Genomic DNA, 17,773 nt, shown 5'->3' with positions numbered 1-17,773 from the left:
ATGACTATGAAGATCTTTAATACTCTCACAAGAAGAAAAGAAGAATTTGTCCCATTAACACCGGGACAGGTAAAAATGTATGTATGCGGACCTACTGTTTACAATCTGATCCACATTGGAAATGCAAGACCTATGATCGTATTTGATACAGTACGCCGTTATTTTGAGTACAAGGGCTATGATGTACAGTATGTATCCAACTTCACTGACGTAGATGACAAGATCATCAAGAAGGCAAATGAAGAAGGCGTAGATGCAGAAGTGATCTCCAAGCGCTATATTGAAGAGTGCAAAAAGGATATGGCAGCGTTAAATGTAAAGCCTGCAACTGTAAATCCACAGGCAACCCAGGAGATCCAGGGCATGCTTACCATGATCCAGACCCTGATCGATAAGGGACATGCTTATGTAGCAGATGACGGAACTGTATACTTCAAGGTTAAATCATTTAAAGAATACGGAAAACTGTCCCATAAGAACTTGGACGAACTTCAGTCCGGTTTCCGTGAATTAAAGGTAAGCGGTGAAGAAGTAAAGGAAGATCCAAACGACTTCGTATTATGGAAGCCGAAAAAAGAAGGAGAGCCTTACTGGGAGTCTCCGTGGTGCCAGGGCCGTCCGGGCTGGCATATTGAGTGCTCTGTTATGGCAAAGCACTATCTTGGCGACCAGATCGATATCCACGCAGGCGGCGAGGACCTGATCTTCCCACACCATGAAAATGAGATCGCGCAGAGTGAGTGTGCAAATGATAAGACATTTGCAAATTACTGGATGCACAATGGTTTCTTAAATATTGACAATAAGAAGATGTCCAAATCCCTTGGAAACTTCTTTACTGTACGTGATATTGCTGAGAAATATGATCTGCAGGTACTGCGTTTCTTCATGTTAAGCGCACACTACAGAAGCCCGATCAACTTCAGCGCAGAGTTAATGGAAGCTTCCAAGAACGGCTTAGAGCGTATCCTTACAGCAGTAGACCGCTTAAAAGAACTGGATGCAAAGGCAGAAGGTGCGGCAGAGACCTGTGCAGAGCAGGAAAAGATGGTGGAAGTACAGAAGCTGCGTGAAAAATTCGAGGCAGCTATGGAAGATGACTTTAACACAGCAGATGCTGTTTCTGCTATCTTCGAGCTGGTTAAACTGGCTAACTCCACAGCAGATGCTTCCAGCACCAAGTCCTATGTTTCCTGCCTGTTAAAGGAGATCGAACAGTTATGTGATGTTTTAGGCATTATCACAGAGAGAAAGACAGAAGTTCTTGACAGCGAGATCGAGGAAATGATCGCAGCAAGACAGCAGGCAAGAAAAGACAGAAACTTTGCTCTTGCAGATGAGATCAGAGGAAAACTTCTGGATATGGGTATTGTTCTGGAAGATACCAGAGAGGGCGTAAAGTGGAAGAGAGCATAACTTTAAAGGACTTTCTGGGATTTTATAAAAAGACAATGGAAATGGGCCCTGTAGACGCAGGGACCTATTCTCCGCTGGTGCTGGCATATATTGGGGATGCAGTCTATGAAGTGATGATCCGCGCAAAAGTGATCAATAAAGGCAGCATCCAGGTAAATAAACTTCATAAAAGAAGCGCAGAACTTGTAAAGGCAGGTACCCAGGCAGCGATGATCCGTCTTTTAGAAGAAGACCTGACAGAAGAGGAACATGCTGTTTATAAGAGAGGCCGCAATGCCAAATCAGCTACTATGGCAAAACATGCCACGATGGTAGATTACCGTACAGCAACCGGTTTTGAGGCACTGGTAGGCTGGCTGTTCCTTGAGGAGCGCTTTGACCGCCTTACAGAGCTTGTAAGCCTGGGCCTTACAAAGATCGGCGCAATGGAAACAAAAACAACACCGGCACCTGAACAAAAAGGAGAATAATAGATGAGATACGAAGAACTGACTATTGAAGGCCGCAATGCCGTATTAGAGGCATTCCGCTCCGGAAAAACCATTGACAAGCTGTTTGTATTAGACGGCTGTCAGGATGGTCCGGTGCGTACCATTGTCAGAGAAGCTAAAAAATACGATACCATTATCAATTATGTTGCAAAAGAGCGCTTGGACCAGATGTCTGAGACAGGAAAACACCAGGGTGTCATCGCCTATGCGGCTGCTTATGAATACGCAGAGGTAGAAGATATGTTAAAACTGGCAGAAGAAAAGGGCGAACCGCCATTTCTATTCCTTCTTGACGGGATCGAGGATCCTCACAATCTGGGAGCTATCATCCGTACTGCCAATCTGGCTGGTGCACATGGGGTCATTATCCCAAAGCGCCGTGCAGTGGGTCTGACAGCTACCGTTGCGAAGACATCAGCCGGTGCGCTTAATTATACTCCGGTTGCAAAAGTTACAAACCTGACCGCTACCATGGAAGACTTAAAGAAGAGAGGTCTCTGGTTTGTATGTGCTGATATGGGTGGTGACGTGATGTATAAAATGAACCTTACCGGCCCTATTGGACTTGTGATCGGAAATGAAGGGGAAGGCGTCAGCAAACTTGTAAAAGAACACTGCGATATGGTAGCATCCATTCCTATGAAGGGTGATATTGACTCCCTGAATGCTTCCGTTGCAGCAGGTGTATTAGCTTATGAGATCGTGCGTCAGCGTCTGGCAAAACAGTAGATGTGCGAAAGTACAAGGAGTTGAACAGGCAGTGAAAAAAACAAAGAAGATCCTATCCGTTTTACTGGCGGCAGCAATTATGATGACAGCAGGTCAGACCGGTCTGGTAACAGGACTGGCAGCAGAGGCCCATGTACTTACACCCATTGCCTCCGGTGCTACTGTATACAAAAATGATAAAGCAACCCTGGATGCGTCCAATACAGCGTCCGGTTATATCATGGTAAAATATACAGGCAGTGTGGGAAAGATCAAAGTACAGGTGTCAAAAAGCGGTTCAGAAACCTATACCTATGATCTGAACAGCAGCGGTACCTATGAGGTATTTCCGTTATCAGAGGGAAATGGAACCTATCAGGTAAAAGTATTTGAAAATATCCAGGGAACCCAGTATTCCCAGGCATTCAGCCAGAGCCTGAATGTGGATATCACAGATACTTTCGGACCGTTTCTGTATCCAAACCAGTATGTGAACTTTAATCCGGCCAGTGCAGCGGTCCAGAAAGGCGCAGAACTTTCAGCAGGGGCCGCAGACCAGATCGGAGTGGTTACTGCTATTTACAACTATGTGATCAATAACCTGACTTATGATACAGCAAAAGCACAGTCTGTACAGTCTGGTTATCTTCCAAATGTAGATGTGGTTCTTGCACAGCATACGGGGATCTGCTTTGATTATGCTGCCTTAATGACAGCCATGCTGCGTTCCCAGAATATACCAACCAAGCTGGTTGTGGGATATACAGGAAGCCTTTATCATGCATGGATCAATGTATATCTGGATGGCCAGGGATGGGTAGACAACGTGATCTATTTTGATGGACATGACTGGAAACTGATGGATCCCACCTTTGCTTCTTCCGGAAAGCAGAGCCGGGAGATCATGCAGTATATTGGAAATGGTTCTAATTATAAGGCTAAATACAGCTATTAGACTGATCGCATTACAGTAGCGTCACAGAGGAAAGTAGGAAAGACAATGGCAGATCTTGAAAAGAAGGAAGAAAAAAGCAGACAGTGGAAGCCATATTCCTGCAGTGAACTGTCCGCTTTCTGCCTGCAGGTCTCTCTGCTTCTGGAAGCAGCAGTGCCTTTAGATGAAGGATTTTCTATTATGGCAGAGGATGCTGCAGATGAAAAAGAGCGGCAGATGCTTTTGTATATGTCAGAGGGAGCGGAACTGGGAGATCCCTGCTTTAAGATCTTTAAAGATACAGGAGTTTTTCCTGATTACGTGATCCGCATGGCAAAACTGGGACAGGAAACAGGTACCCTGGATCAGATGATGAAGTCGTTGTCTGATTACTATGAAAAAGAGGACCGCCTTATCAAGACACTGAAAAATGCAGTAAGGTATCCGGCTATGATGATCCTTATGCTGTTAGTGGTACTGTTTGTGCTGTTTGTAAAGGTAATGCCTATTTTTTCAAAAGTGTATGAACAGTTAGGGGCGGAGATGTCACCGGTAGCCCAGTCAGCTATCCGGCTGGGGGGTACATTCAGTGGTGCTGCACTGGTCCTGTCAGCCGTTATAGCTGTAGTTATGGCAGGGGTTGCTGCTGCTTCTAAAATGGGGATCCGCATCGGGATCGCTGATAAGATCACCACAGAGATCAAAAACCGCAGTAAGATTGCCCATGCGATTGCAAAAAGGCGTTTTACATCTGTCTTATCCCTTACTTTAAGAAGCGGACTTGAATTTGAAAAGGGTCTGGAACTGGCAGGAGAGCTGGCAGAAAATGATTGCATTGCAGAACAGGTAAAGAAATGCGAAGAAAAGCTGGAGCTGGGAGAAAGCTATTATGAGGCTTTAAAGGAAACAGGTATGTTTTCCGGTTTCTATATCCAGATGATCAAAGTGGGAACCAGAAGCGGTCATCTTGACAGTGTTATGGAAGAAATTTCAAATGATTACGAAGAGATCGCAGACACAGCCATTGACAATATGATCGCAAGATTTGAACCGACCATCGTGGCAGTGCTGGCAGTTTCTGTAGGTCTGGTACTGCTTTCCGTTATGCTTCCTCTTGCAGGTGTGCTTTCAGCAATCTGACAGAAGGCATGAGGGAAGACAGAAAGGTTCAGACCGGAGGGATCCTATGAAAATAAGAGTGAGAAAAGACAAAGAGGATAAAGGGGAGTTTAGAGGACTCCTGTTATCCTTTTTGCTGTTTTTGGCGGCGGCAGCAGCGTTTGGGGCCGGTTCCCTTGGCTTTTTAAACAGGACCGGTCAGAGAAGTCAGGAAACACTGAGAAAAGCCATTACAAGAGCCTGCATACAGTGTTATGCCATTGAGGGCAGGTATCCGCCCAGTGTGGAGTATCTGGAGGAAAATTACGGGATCCAGATCGACCATGATAAATACAATGTTTTTTATGACGGTTTTGCTTCTAATATCATGCCGGAGATCACAGTAATCCCGGTAGAGCAGGAGTGATTAAGGAGGACGCAAACAGATGAAAGAAAGAACACAGACAGGGGGACAGGCCATAAGCGGGCTTTTTACCATGCTTCTGTTTCTGGTCTTTGTTTTATGCGCCCTTTTTTCTGTTCTTATGGGAAGCCGGGTATATGAAAACATCACAAAACGCAGTGATGAAAATTTTTCAGGTACAACGGCTTTAAGTTATATTGCCAATAAGATACGCCAGGGTGACAGAGAAGATGCAGTGGATATAATAGAAGTTGATGGAACGCCTGTTTTACAGTTGAAGCAGAAGGTAGGGGACGAGATGTACCATACCTGGATCTACTGGAAAGATGGACAGATCCGGGAATTGTTTACAGATGAAAACAGTGGACTGGGGCTGGAGGATGGACTGGAGATCTTGGAATGTGACGGGCTTTCCATGGAAAAAGATGGAAACTCTGTGAAACTGCAGACTCTGGGATCCGGTGGAGGAAGACTGGAACTTTCATTAAGAAGCGGAGGAAATGGGGCAGATGAGTAGGAATAGAGGATCAGGTTCCGGGCCATTTTTAATGGAAATGGTGATCGCTGCCGGATTTTTTATGCTTTGTGTGGCTGTATGCGTGTCTGCTTTTGTAATGGCAGATCATTTAAGCAGAGTCGGGCAGGATGTTAACCATGGAGTTTTAGCTGCTGAAAGTCTGGTGGAAAGAGTAAAAGTTGGAAATACAGGGGATTTTGGAACCTATGAGCCAGATGAAGTCTTTGGAACAGTCTTTGAAAACTGGAAGACAAAAGATCCGGAGGCAAAGGCTGTATATCAGTATATAAAAGATGGCGGAGAGGTCCGGAATTATCAGATCCTGTGGGATAAAGAATGGAACAGTTACCCTGATACAAAAGAACTGGAAAAAAATGGGAAAAAACTGGCTTACGTAGGGCTGATCACTACAGGTGTTAAGGATCAGATGAAAGAAATCGCAGTAGTTATCTTTGGATATGGAACTTATGGTGACCAGGGATATAAGATCTACCATCTTTTTGCAGAACAGTATGTGAAACCATGATCGCAGGCGTTCCTGAAAAGGAAGGATACTATAGAGAATACGATAGAAAGCAGGTGGGAGAATGGCCGGACAAATGTCAAAACACAAAATAAATATAGGTCTGACTTCCCTGATCCTTATATTCATTATCCTGTGTCTGGCTACTTTCAGTCTTCTTTCTTTAAGCAGCGCCAGAGGAGACCAGAGTCTGGCAGCCAGAAGTGCCCGTGCTGTGACAGAGTATTACCGGGCAGACGCAGAAGGGGAAAAATGGCTAAAGCAGGCAGATGCCATTTTGCAGAAAGAGATGACGAAAAAAGCAATGGACCAGGAAGAGATCCAGGCTCTTGCAAAGAAAATGGCGTTGGAACTTGGCTGTGATGCAGATGAGGAAACAGGCTTTGTCAGTACGGATATTTCCATGGACCGGGGACAGGCACTTCATATTGATCTGGCTCTTACGGGAGATGAAAACAGATACGAAGTGAGATCCTGGTATGTATATGACAGCGGAAATTATGAGATCGATGATTTTATGCCTGTATGGGATGGAAAGTAAGAACTGCCGGGGTTAAAAGCAGGAAAAACGGGAATGATAACGGGAGGAAGAGTAATGGAGGTAATGGAACTTCTTACACAGGCTGTGGAACAGAATGCAGCGGATATATTTCTGGTTCCTGGTATGCCTTTTTCATATAAGATCGGTGGGCGGATCATCTGCCAGGGCGAGGAAAAGATCATGCCGGACCAGCTGGACCAGATGATCACAAGAATCTATGAAATTGCAAAGAACCGCAGTATGGAGCGGGTGTTAAGTCATGGGGATGATGATTTTTCCTTTGCCATTCCCGGAGTGTCCAGGTTCAGGGCGAATGTTTTCCGCCAGAGAGGTTCCCTGGCAGCAGTGATCCGGGTTGTGCGGTTTGAACTTCCTGATCCAGGTCAGTTAAAACTTCCGGATGTGATCATGGGGATTTCAAAACTTACCAGGGGAATGGTTCTTGTAACAGGGTCTGCAGGCAGCGGTAAAAGCACCACTCTTGCCTGTATTATTGATGAGATCAATAAAACCCGCAATGCCCATGTGATCACGTTGGAAGATCCTATTGAGTATCTTCACAGGCATAAAAAAAGCGTGGTTACCCAGCGTGAGGTTGCAACGGATACGGACAGTTATGTTTCCGGACTGCGTGCTTCCTTGCGGCAGGCACCGGATGTGATCCTTCTTGGGGAAATGCGTGATCATGAGACCATCAGTATTGCCATGACAGCAGCAGAAACAGGACATCTGATCCTTTCTACCCTTCATACGTTAGGGGCGGCCAATACCATTGATCGTGTGATCGATGCCTTTCCGCCCAATCAGCAGCAGCAGATCCGGACCCAGCTTTCCATGGTGTTAGATGCAGTGATCTGTCAGCAGCTGGTGCCTACCTTAGATGGCGGGGAACGTCCTGTTTTTGAGATCATGTTTTTAAATAATGCCATCCGTAACATGATCCGTGAGTCCAAGACCCACCAGATCGACGGTATTATCGCTACCTCCCAGGAAGAGGGAATGATATCTATGGATAACAGCCTCCTTGCTCTTTACAGACAAAATGTGATCAGCAAGGATACCGCTATCATCTACAGCAGCAATACAGAGCTGATGGAGAAAAAAATAGCAAGACTGTAGGAAAAGTATCCTTTGCTGACTGATTCAGAAAGGAGCTTTCATGAAAACAGATAAAAGAAAGATCGTGATCGTAGGTACCGGAATGGTGGGAATGAGTTATGCATACTGCCTTTTAAATCAGTCCGTATGTGATGAACTGGTACTGATCGATGTAGATAAAAAGCGGGCAGAAGGGGAAGCCATGGACTTAAACCATGGGCTTGCTTTTGCCGGTTCCAGTATGAAGATCTATGCCGGGGACTATGAAAGCTGCCAGGATGCAGACCTGGTATTGATCGCAGCAGGAGTGGCCCAGAAGCAGGGAGAAACCAGGCTGGATCTGTTAAAGCGGAACACACAGGTATTTCGTTCGATTATAGAGCCGGTAACTGCTTCCGGATTTAACGGGATCTTTCTGGTGGCTACCAATCCGGTGGATATTATGACACGGATCACCTGCGCCCTTTCCGGCTTTAATCCAAGAAGGGTATTGGGAAGCGGTACAGCCCTTGATACGGCCAGGCTCCGTTATCTCTTAGGGGAATATCTGGGAGTGGATCCAAGGAATATTCATGCTTATGTAATGGGAGAACATGGAGACAGTGAATTTGTTCCCTGGAGTCAGGCTTTTCTGGCAACGAAATCCATTTCCCAGCTGGACTGGGAGCTAGAGTCTTCTTTAACGGCCCATTTACTTCGTATTGAAGAAGAGGTGCGTACAGCTGCCTATAAGATCATAGAGGCAAAGAAAGCTACGTATTACGGGATCGGTATGGCTCTGACCCGTATCACAAAAGCCATTCTGGGAGATGAACACAGCGTTCTCACTGTTTCGGCCATGCTCAGGGGAGAATATGACCAGATGGATGTATTTGCCGGTGTTCCCTGCATTATCAATCAGAACGGAGTACAGCGGATCCTGCCGTTGTCACTTACAGAGGAAGAAAAAGAGAAATTTAACGAATCTTGTGATATACTAAGAGAAGGCTATGAGGGTATCTTGTAGTTAAGCCTGTTTACCCGCCTGTGCGGACTGGTTCAGGATGAATATATACATGAGGAGGAAAAGAAATGAAAGTTTTATTATTAAACGGAAGTCCAAGAAAGAACGGCTGTACTTATACAGCACTGAATGTAGTAGCTGATGCTTTAAAGGCAGAAGGCATTGACGCAGAAGTGTTCCAGGCTGGTGATCCGGATATGGAAAATGTAAAGGCAGCAGCAGCCAAGTTAAAAGACTCTGACGCATTAGTGGTAGGCTCTCCTGTTTACTGGGCATCTCCAAGCGGCCAGATCATCGAATTTATGGACCGTTTGGCATCTGTAGCAGGAAAAGATATGCTCTATAAGCCAGCAGCAGCCGTAGCATCCGCCAGAAGAGCCGGAACCACTGCAACCTTAGATGTACTCACCAAATACTTCTCCTATCACCAGATGCCTGTTGTATCATCCTGCTACTGGAACATGGTACACGGAAACACACCGGAAGAAGTAATGAAAGACGAAGAAGGCGTTCAGATCATGCGTGTCCTTGGAAAGAACATGGCATGGCTGTTAAAGTGTATTGAAGCAGGAAAGAAAAACGGTGTAGCTGTTCCTACAGCAGAAGATAAGATTAAGACTAATTTTATCCGGTAATTGATCATATGAAAAATAAGTTCAGGGAGATGGAACCGATATGGTTCATCTCCCCAAATTAATTGCAGCACTTTTCAATTGAATGACAAAAACAAAAAAGCAGAAACCCTTGGCATTCCAAAAGCTTCCACCCTTTTCTAAGCTGCTGACGGGAATCGGACCCGTGACCTCCGCACTACCAATGCGACGCTCTACCGACTGAGCCACAGCAGCAACTATATGAAATTTGCCGGTTCTGATGAGATGAAAAGCTGCTGACGGGAATCGGACCCGTGACCTCCGCACTACCAATGCGACGCTCTACCGACTGAGCCACAGCAGCGTTTTCTGTTCGTCAGAAGCGAACCTCGTATATACTATCATGGGGAATAGTATTTGTCAACAGTAAAATGAAAAAAAGTTAAATATTTTTTTATATCGTTTTTACGTACTTTAAGATCATCTTTGTTAACTGCTCCGGATCCGCTGGTTTTAACACATAATCATCCATTCCATACTGGCGGCACTGGCTGGAAACACTGATGGCATCCTGGGCAGTCATGGCAAGGATGGGGATCATATTTCCGTCAGGACGGGAAAGGGAACGTATCTGCTTGGACGCTTCCAGTCCGTTCATAACAGGCATCATCACATCCATAAGGATAATATCGTAGGTTCCTTCCGGTGACCGCTCAAACTGTTCCAGAGCCTCTTTTCCGTTCCATGCCTTATCTAAGGTGGCACCGCGGTCTGTCAGGTAGAACTCTGCGATCTCCATATTGATCTCATTATCCTCTACTAAAAGTACATGGATCCCTTCCAGTTCTTTTCCAGTTTCGGACGCCGTATCAGCCTTTGCATCATTTGCCTCTTCTTTTGCAAGTCGGAAAGGAAGACGGAAAGTAAAAGTAGTGCCTTCTCCAGGGCTGCTCTCTACTTCTATCGAACCATTCATCTGCCGGATCAGACCCTTTACAATAGACATTCCAAGGCCGGTTCCCTTGTACTGTGTGCGGGCATCTGATTTTTCCTGTGAAAATGGCTCGAAAAGCTGGTTCTTTAAAAATGCTTCGCTCATGCCGATGCCAGTGTCGGAAATGAAAAATTCATAAACGACGGTTGTTCCGTCAAAAGAGATCTCTTTTGCGCCGGTATCAATAAAACCGCCTTTTTTATTATACTTGATGGCATTGCTGAAAAGATTTAACATGATCTGGCGCAGCTGCAGGGGATAGCCGGAGAGGAGCACATGCTGGATATTTTGCCGGTGTGTCCGGTGTGTCAGTCCCATTTCCATGATCTGGGCTTTTACCAGATAGGAAACATCCCGCATCAGTTGGGATAAGTCAAAATCTACAGGCTTAAAAACAGCCTGTCTCGACTCTAACTTGCTCATATCTAAAACGTCATTTACCAGAGCAAGGAGATGGCTGGAAGAAACGTAGATCTTCTCTAAGCTGTCATCTACCCGCGCGTGGTCCTCCCTGTTTTTGCGTATGATCTCAAGCATTCCCATAATACCGTTGATAGGGGTGCGGATGTCATGACTCATACGGTTTAAAAACTCGGTTTTTGCTTTACTGGCAGAGTCGGCTTCCTCAAAGGCTACCTGGAGCCGTTCTCTTTCCTGCTGTTCTTTTTCATGGAAGACAGAAGTGTTTTTAAACAGGATCATACCATGGATCACAGTGCTTTCTTTTCCGGTTTCACTGTTATAAACCGTATCCTGTGACATAAGCACTGTTTTTTGCAGCCAGAAAATTTCTCCGTTTTCATTTTGTTCCCTGTATTCTACGGTAACCTGCTTGGTACCGGAGCGGAAACGCTCTAAAAGTTTCGCAGAAGAGTCCACAATGCGGTAATTTTCCTGGGTATCTTCCGTAACAAAACGACTGCGGTTTAAACAGTATTCATCATAAGAACAGGGAAATTTTATGTTCAGGTCAAATTCGCATTCCGTTGTGTGATAGAAGATTTTTTCCAACCGGTCCCCTGTCAGGTCTACAGAATAGACAGCCTGCGCAGACTCTAAAAGCGCGTCCACATAATTCCCATTTTCAAGGATAGACTGCTTCATCTGCTCGTAATACTGATTTAACTGTGTTTTCTCATCTGTTTTAGTATTTTCCATATTTTGGAAAATTTCAAAGCCAAGGATAAAATGATGAAGCTGCCCGCTTGCATTGGCATCTAAATAAAGCAAAGTCAGACGGCCTTTGTGGGAAATACCGTTGGCAGTATACTGACAGAACAGGCGGATGGGGGAATTGTTCTCCATCAGTTTTTCATTTAAAGTTTCCAACTGCAGCTGCTTTCGCAGTGCTTTGATATTTTCGGTTGCAGAAACCTGGGAAAGGATCTGTTCCACTGCACCGGAGTAGCTTCCGTCATCTGCTAAGAAGAAATCGGAGCTGGCACGCAGTACCTTATACTGATCCGTCAGGGCGTCACAGTAGATACAGTCGGAAAAATGGAAACCCTGAGAACGGATGGAAGAAAGCAGCTCAAGATGCAGTTTCTTTTGCCGCTTCCTCCAGTTTTGCCCGGTTTTTGTCAATGTACATATTTTTATCTGCGTACCGGAACAGTTCCCGAAGGGTACTTCCCTCAAAATCTTCCGAAGTGGCATATCCGGCTGCATAGCTGATAGGCATATCTGGATGGAGACGGGAATAGTCTGCACACAGCTGTTTCAACTTAAAAAGAAAAGCATGGAAAGCACTGCTTTCTGTATCTTTTATAATGGCAATAAATTCATCACCGCCATCTCTTCCTGCAAACTGGTCATCAGGGATCGCCTGATACAGCTGGTCAGCAAAGGAACGGATATAGGCGTCTCCCATTTCATGTCCCATGGTATTGTTGATGATACGAAGGTTATTTAAGTCGAAGACGCATACTGCTGCAAAAGCATCTGCAGGTACAGGTTTCGGTGCATTTAAAAGTTCCTCACATTTATTTTTGTTGGGAAGGCCGGTGGCTTCGTCTAAATATACCTTGCTTTGGAGCAGGCGGTTTAAAGCAGCATACCGAAGGGTTTTTACCAGCTCTGCACCGATCAGGATAAGAAGGCCTGCAATATCCGCAAATACGATCTTTTCCAACTGGTTTAACTGTGTGGCCTTTTTCTGGGAGTAAACTTCTGCAAGGCCGGTAGCTTCGTCGCAGATATTGAAAAAACGCTCACTTTTGGCGATAATATCTGTTTTACGGTAATCCCTCATACGGACTTGGGCGACCTCTTCTTTTAACTGGGAAAAATAGGCATCCAGTTCTTTCATTTTGGCCTGAAAGTCAGGATCATCTAAGCGCACCAGGTTTAACTGACTGCTTCCGTTTTCCAGACCGTCAATAAAGGCATCAATATCAGCGATCATTTCATCCTGGGGGCTTCCGGAGATCTCCAATTTAATAATACGCTGGGTCTTTCCACGGACCAGACCGGCATAATTGACCACTCTGGCAGTACCCTGGATCTTACTTACCAGGGACATGATAAAAATGAAAAGAACGATCAGCAGTATAGTTAAAAGTGTCATGCCAAGCCGTGACAGGTAGGATTTTTTCTTTTTAGGCATGGTTTCTGATTTCATTTTCATATAACTCCATTCCACTGTTTTGTAACCATTTTATTCTATTTTCTATTTCTTGCCAAGAATGAAAATATGTGGTTACAAAGCAGGTACAAACTTGATATTTTATGCCCCTCATGTTACACTTGTAATAATAAAAAAGTATGACTTGGCAGTTGATAAATGGGGACTGATCCTGGTATTGGAAGATCCGGATCCTGTAGAGGATGTCAGTTGGTAGAGGATAATGAGCTGAACCGGGAAATTGCCCAGTTTATCTTAGAGCATACAGGGATCACAGTTGTCAATGCAGAGAACGGAAAAGAAGCAGTGGAAATATTTAAGGCTTCCGAACAGGGAGAGTTTGATTTTATTTTAATGGATGTGATGATGCCCGTCATGGACGGACTGGAGGCAACAAGGATCATCCGGAAAATGGAACGCCCGGATGCAGTGCAGATCCCTATTTTTGCAATGACAGCCAATGCTTTTTCCGATGACAGAAAGCGCTGCAAGGAGGCCGGAATGACGGAACATCTAGCAAAACCACTAAATTCAGAGAAAATGATCGCAAAGCTGCGGCTTTACTATAACCGGAAAGTGTGATATTATTTTAAATAACTATGACGACAGATCACGGAGGAGCAGTTATGGCAGAGAAAGACATTGTAGTAGAAACCGAAGAAAAAGAGCTGGTTTCTAAGAACTTTATAGAGCAGGAAATCGATAAGGACCTGGCAGAAGGCGTTTATGACCATGTACAGACCCGTTTTCCACCGGAACCAAATGGCTATCTGCATATCGGACATGCCAAGTCTATTCTTTTAAACTATGGACTGGCACAGAAATATAATGGCAAGTTTAACCTGCGTTTTGATGATACAAACCCAACCAAGGAAAAAACAGAGTTTGTTGAGTCCATTATGGCAGACGTAAAGTGGTTAGGAGCAGATTTTGAGGACAGACTGTTCTTTGCTTCCAACTATTTTGAAAAAATGTATGAGTGTGCTGTTTTCCTTATTAAGAAGGGAAAAGCCTTTGTCTGCGATTTAAGCGCTGAACAGATCAGAGAGTACAGAGGCGATTTCAATACACCAGGTAAGGAAAGCCCATACAGAAACCGTTCCATCGAAGAGAACCTGCGTCTCTTTGAGGAGATGAAGGAAGGCAAGTATCAGGACGGCGAGAAGGTTCTTCGCGCAAAAATCGATATGGCTTCCCCTAACATCAACATGAGAGACCCTGTCATCTACCGTGTAGCTCATATGCATCATCACAATACAGGTGATAAATGGTGCATCTATCCGATGTATGACTTCGCTCATCCGATCGAGGATGCGGTAGAGCACATTACCCATTCCATCTGTACCCTGGAATTTGAGGATCACCGTCCTCTGTATGACTGGGTAGTAAGAGAGTGCGAATTTGAAAATCCACCTCGTCAGATCGAGTTTGCAAAGCTGTACCTGACCAACGTGGTTACAGGTAAGCGTTATATCAAGAAGCTGGTAGAAGACGGAATTGTAGACGGTTGGGATGATCCTCGTCTGGTATCCATCGCTGCACTGCGAAGAAGAGGTTATACACCGGAGTCCATCAAGCGTTTTGTAGAGTTAGTTGGCGTGTCAAAGGCAAACAGCTCTGTTGACTATGCAATGCTTGAGTACTGCATCCGTGAAGACTTAAAACTGAAGAAATCACGTATGATGGCAGTGTTAGATCCTGTAAAACTGGTGATCGACAACTATCCGGAAGGACAGGTAGAAGAACTGGATGTTCCAAACAACCTGGAAAATCCGGAACTGGGAAGCAGAAAGGTTCCATTCTCCCGTGAAGTTTATATCGAAAGAGAAGACTTTATGGAAGAGCCGCCTAAGAAATATTTCCGTATGTTCCCAGGAAACGAAGTACGTCTTATGGGCGCTTATTTCGTAAAATGCACTGGCTGCGAAAAAGATGAAAATGGCAATGTAACTGTAGTACACGGAACTTATGATCCTGAGACAAAGAGTGGTTCCGGCTTTGAAGGCAGAAAGGTAAAAGGTACCATCCACTGGGTAGCTGTACCAACTGCAAAGAAGATCGAGTGCCGTCTCTATGAAAATATCGTAGATGAGGAAAAGGGTAAGCTGAATGCAGACGGAACCCTGAACTTAAATCCAAATTCCCTTACTGTATTAAAGGAGTGCTACGGTGAACCTGCTCTTGCACAGGCGGAGGCTTATGACAGCTTCCAGTTTGTAAGAAATGGTTATTTCTGTGCAGACTGCAAGGACAGCACCAAGGAAAATCCTGTATTTAACCGGATCGTTTCACTGAAGAGTTCTTTCAAACTGCCGAAATAATGAAGTGAAGCAAAGCAATGAGGCTCTCTGGAAACAGAGAGCCTTTTTCATGTTAGGAGAAGCCCTATGGAATTAATGGTGCCTATTGAAAATAAAGACAGCATCCCCCTTTATGAACAGATCTACCGCTACATAAAAACAGAAATACGGGCCGGCAGACTGCGGGCTGGCAGCAGACTTCCTTCTACCAGGACACTTGCGGACAATCTTCATGTAAGCAGGAGTACGACCCAGTTGGCTTATGAACAGCTGCTATCAGAGGGATACATAGAGGCTCTTCCCTGCAGGGGATATTTTGTCTGTCAGATCGAAGAACTGGTAGAAGTAAAATATCACGGAGTGCCGGAAGAAAAAGAGGAAAAGCAGGAAGAAAATGAAAATTACAATTACAAAGTAGACTTTTCCCCAAGAGGTATCGACCTAGACAGTTTCCCTTTTAATGCCTGGAGAAAACTAAGCAAAAATACGCTGGTAGATGACAACAAAGATATGTTTGCAGTGGGAAATGCCCAGGGAGAATACAGCCTGCGTCAGGTGATCCGGGATTATCTTCACTCTGCCCGTGGAGTCCACTGCCGTCCGGAACAGATCCTGGTAGGTGCGGGAAGTGAATATCTTTTAATGCTCCTTTCCCAGCTGATCGGCCGCAGTACGGGTATCGCCCTGGAAAATCCCACTTACAAGCAGGCCTTTCGTGTATTTGAAAGCCTGGGTCATCCTATTTTTCCTGTATCTATGGATGAATGGGGAATGAAGGTGAAAGAGTTAGAGAAAACACAGGCACGGATCGCCTATGTTATGCCGTCCCACCAGTACCCCACAGGAATCGTTATCCCTATTAAAAGGCGGCAGGAGCTGCTGAAATGGGCCAAAAAACAGGAAGGCCGTTATCTGATCGAAGATGATTACGACAGTGAATTCCGTTATAAAGGCCGTCCGATACCGGCACTTCAGGGAATGGATGACAGCCAGAAGGTAATCTATATGGGAACCTTTTCCCGTTCCATTGCTCCGGCGATCCGTGTGGGCTTTATGGTACTTCCGGAGCCGTTGCTGGCTTTATACCGGGAAAAAGCAGGTTTTTATGCATCAACTGTATCAAGAGTGGACCAGAATATCCTGACTCATTTTATTATAGAAGGATATTATGAGCGCCATTTAAACAGGATGCGATCTGTTTACAGGGGAAAACATGATACGCTTCTTGCAGGATTAAGAGAGCTGGAACCCTATTTTGAGATCGGCGGTGAGTATGCAGGGATCCATGTTCTCCTTACCCATAAGAAAGGGATTTCAGAAAAGAAACTGACAGAGACTGCAGCACAGGCAGGTGTAAAAGTCTATGGAATGTCAGATTTTGTAATAGGACAAAATAAAGATCTTTTTCCGTCTACCGTTATACTTGGATATGCAAGTTTAAAGGAAAGTGAGATCACAGAGGGCTGCAAACGCCTTGTAAATGCCTGGAAAGAATTAGAAGGTGAATAAATTGAAAATAAATGGAAAAAAGCTTCCGGGACAGTGGCTGGCAGCATTGGTGGCTTATGGTCTGGCTCTTCCAACAGCTGGATTTTTGGGAATGAGCAGGGCTTTACCGGCAACAGAGCCGCCGGTTATGGAACAGACCGAAGCAACAGAAGAAACCATACCAGAATCGAGCGAAGTGCCGGAAAGTGATATGGAAACGGAAACAGCGCAGGAAATCGTAGAAGAAAATTCGTTCAGTGCCAGATATGAGGCACTTCCGCAAGATCAGAAACAGCTTTTGGAAGATATCCGTGTGGCAGTGGCAGCGGAAGATATGGTCCAGGCTGCCAAGCTTCTGGATAAAAAACAGGAGGTTCTTGCCCAGATCTTTTACGGAACCTTTGAAGGAGAACGTTTCCTTTATGATGGCAGTACCATTTCAGAGGAAATAGAGGGAGAGGGACTGGTATTTACCATGCCGGAGATCCTGTTTTACGGAACTTTTCAGGATGGCCAGCCTCAGGGAAACTGTCTGGCATTACAGTTTGTAAATGTGGACAGCCCCAGATATAATTTCTCAAACGGTGTATGGAGCAGTGGAAAAATGAACGGACAGGGAGCAACTGGCTACTGTTATTATGAAAATGTTCCCCAGGGGGAATATGCCTGGGTGGAAAAGCAGGGACAGTTTGTGGATGATGAAATGGAGGGCAGCATTTCCTATGAGATCCGTGGAACAGATGATACGCTGTCCCACTGGGATATGAATGTTTCCCAGGGAAAGATCCAGTTAGACGAACGTTGGACCCATCTGGATGATGCAGGCGAATACCAGCTTATGTCTGCGGACTCTGTCAGCCATGCCTATCTGATCGCAGATGATCAGGTAGATCAGGTATTGTGGATGAATCTTCTTGGCTGGGATTAAATGAAATATGGACAACAGAGGGGAAAATAGATATAATATCTAAAAGAAAAATCCGGTTAAATAGGATACGATACATGAATGGATAAAATGACGG

Annotated in this window: 18 protein-coding genes and 2 tRNA genes; 16 read left to right on the top strand and 4 right to left on the bottom strand. The window is 45.0% G+C overall.

Annotation, left to right across the window (positions count from 1 at the left end):
- Positions 1 to 6 precede the first annotated feature (6 nt).
- From cysS to DW251_RS00365, 12 genes are all read left to right on the top strand, one after another.
- Positions 7 to 1,416 carry a cysteine--tRNA ligase gene (gene cysS / locus DW251_RS00420; RefSeq protein ID WP_021869766.1) on the top strand — a complete coding sequence of 470 codons (1,410 nt, stop codon included), beginning with the start codon at positions 7 to 9 and terminating at the stop codon, positions 1,414 to 1,416.
- 35 nt (positions 1,417 to 1,451) lie between these two features.
- A complete protein-coding gene (locus DW251_RS00415) occupies positions 1,452 to 1,886 on the top strand; it encodes a ribonuclease III domain-containing protein (RefSeq protein ID WP_118300147.1) in 435 nt (144 codons plus the stop codon).
- 3 nt (positions 1,887 to 1,889) lie between these two features.
- Positions 1,890 to 2,636: a 23S rRNA (guanosine(2251)-2'-O)-methyltransferase RlmB gene (gene rlmB, locus DW251_RS00410; RefSeq protein ID WP_021869764.1), complete on the top strand. Its 747-nt coding sequence runs from the start codon at positions 1,890 to 1,892 to the stop codon at positions 2,634 to 2,636.
- Between the two features lie 31 nt (positions 2,637 to 2,667).
- Positions 2,668 to 3,570, top strand: a complete 903-nt coding sequence (locus DW251_RS00405) for a transglutaminase-like domain-containing protein (RefSeq protein ID WP_347474599.1) — start codon at positions 2,668 to 2,670, stop codon at positions 3,568 to 3,570.
- 45 nt (positions 3,571 to 3,615) lie between these two features.
- Entirely contained in the window at positions 3,616 to 4,689 is a 1,074-nt protein-coding gene (locus DW251_RS00400; protein WP_118299908.1) for a type II secretion system F family protein, read from the top strand.
- A gap of 46 nt (positions 4,690 to 4,735) precedes the next feature.
- Positions 4,736 to 5,074 carry a hypothetical protein gene (locus tag DW251_RS00395; RefSeq protein ID WP_021869761.1) on the top strand — a complete coding sequence of 113 codons (339 nt, stop codon included), beginning with the start codon at positions 4,736 to 4,738 and terminating at the stop codon, positions 5,072 to 5,074.
- Positions 5,075 to 5,093: 19 nt separating this feature from the next.
- The gene (locus tag DW251_RS00390) at positions 5,094 to 5,588 is read left to right on the top strand and encodes a DUF4860 domain-containing protein (protein WP_021869760.1); all 495 of its coding nucleotides are present in this window, start codon (positions 5,094 to 5,096) and stop codon (positions 5,586 to 5,588) included.
- Entirely contained in the window at positions 5,581 to 6,114 is a 534-nt protein-coding gene (locus DW251_RS00385; protein ID WP_118696870.1) for a hypothetical protein, read from the top strand. The genes DW251_RS00390 and DW251_RS00385 overlap by 8 nt, the downstream gene beginning before the upstream one ends.
- A gap of 73 nt (positions 6,115 to 6,187) precedes the next feature.
- A complete protein-coding gene (locus tag DW251_RS00380; protein ID WP_347474598.1) occupies positions 6,188 to 6,652 on the top strand; it encodes a short-chain dehydrogenase in 465 nt (154 codons plus the stop codon).
- Positions 6,653 to 6,706: 54 nt separating this feature from the next.
- Entirely contained in the window at positions 6,707 to 7,771 is a 1,065-nt protein-coding gene (locus tag DW251_RS00375) for a PilT/PilU family type 4a pilus ATPase (RefSeq protein WP_118299905.1), read from the top strand.
- Between the two features lie 40 nt (positions 7,772 to 7,811).
- Positions 7,812 to 8,756 carry an L-lactate dehydrogenase gene (locus DW251_RS00370; protein WP_118299904.1) on the top strand — a complete coding sequence of 315 codons (945 nt, stop codon included), beginning with the start codon at positions 7,812 to 7,814 and terminating at the stop codon, positions 8,754 to 8,756.
- Between the two features lie 65 nt (positions 8,757 to 8,821).
- On the top strand, positions 8,822 to 9,388 hold the full coding sequence (locus DW251_RS00365) for a flavodoxin family protein (RefSeq protein ID WP_118299903.1): 567 nt from the start codon (positions 8,822 to 8,824) through the stop codon (positions 9,386 to 9,388).
- Between the two features lie 140 nt (positions 9,389 to 9,528).
- Here DW251_RS00365 and DW251_RS00360 read toward each other — a convergent pair.
- From DW251_RS00360 to DW251_RS18115, 4 genes are all read right to left on the bottom strand, one after another.
- Positions 9,529 to 9,601: transfer RNA gene (locus DW251_RS00360), tRNA-Thr, on the bottom strand.
- Between the two features lie 36 nt (positions 9,602 to 9,637).
- Positions 9,638 to 9,710: transfer RNA gene (locus DW251_RS00355), tRNA-Thr, on the bottom strand.
- A gap of 90 nt (positions 9,711 to 9,800) precedes the next feature.
- Positions 9,801 to 11,924, bottom strand: a complete 2,124-nt coding sequence (locus DW251_RS00350) for an ATP-binding protein (RefSeq protein ID WP_243034827.1) — start codon at positions 11,922 to 11,924, stop codon at positions 9,801 to 9,803.
- The gene (locus DW251_RS18115) at positions 11,872 to 12,960 is read right to left on the bottom strand and encodes a diguanylate cyclase (protein ID WP_243034826.1); all 1,089 of its coding nucleotides are present in this window, start codon (positions 12,958 to 12,960) and stop codon (positions 11,872 to 11,874) included. Before DW251_RS18115 ends, DW251_RS00350 begins: the two co-directional genes overlap by 53 nt.
- 213 nt (positions 12,961 to 13,173) lie before the next feature.
- On the opposite strand from DW251_RS18115, the gene DW251_RS00345 reads away from it, so the two are divergent.
- The 4 genes from DW251_RS00345 (at position 13,174) to DW251_RS00330 (ending at position 17,679) form a co-directional block, all read left to right on the top strand.
- Complete coding sequence (locus DW251_RS00345; RefSeq protein ID WP_347474597.1) at positions 13,174 to 13,545, top strand: response regulator; 372 nt, start codon at positions 13,174 to 13,176, stop codon at positions 13,543 to 13,545.
- A 44-nt stretch (positions 13,546 to 13,589) separates the two neighbouring features.
- The gene (locus tag DW251_RS00340; RefSeq protein ID WP_118299901.1) at positions 13,590 to 15,284 is read left to right on the top strand and encodes a glutamine--tRNA ligase/YqeY domain fusion protein; all 1,695 of its coding nucleotides are present in this window, start codon (positions 13,590 to 13,592) and stop codon (positions 15,282 to 15,284) included.
- Positions 15,285 to 15,350: 66 nt separating this feature from the next.
- Positions 15,351 to 16,772 (top strand): PLP-dependent aminotransferase family protein, encoded by a 1,422-nt coding sequence (locus DW251_RS00335; protein WP_021869750.1) that lies wholly within the window; start codon positions 15,351 to 15,353, stop codon positions 16,770 to 16,772.
- Position 16,773: 1 nt separating this feature from the next.
- On the top strand, positions 16,774 to 17,679 hold the full coding sequence (locus DW251_RS00330; RefSeq protein ID WP_021869749.1) for a hypothetical protein: 906 nt from the start codon (positions 16,774 to 16,776) through the stop codon (positions 17,677 to 17,679).
- The last annotated feature ends 94 nt before the right edge of the window (positions 17,680 to 17,773 follow it).

The organism is Clostridium sp. AM22-11AC (assembly GCF_003473545.1).
GTDB lineage: Bacteria > Bacillota > Clostridia > Lachnospirales > Lachnospiraceae > Enterocloster.
This window is presented reverse-complemented; position numbering and strand designations above follow the sequence as displayed.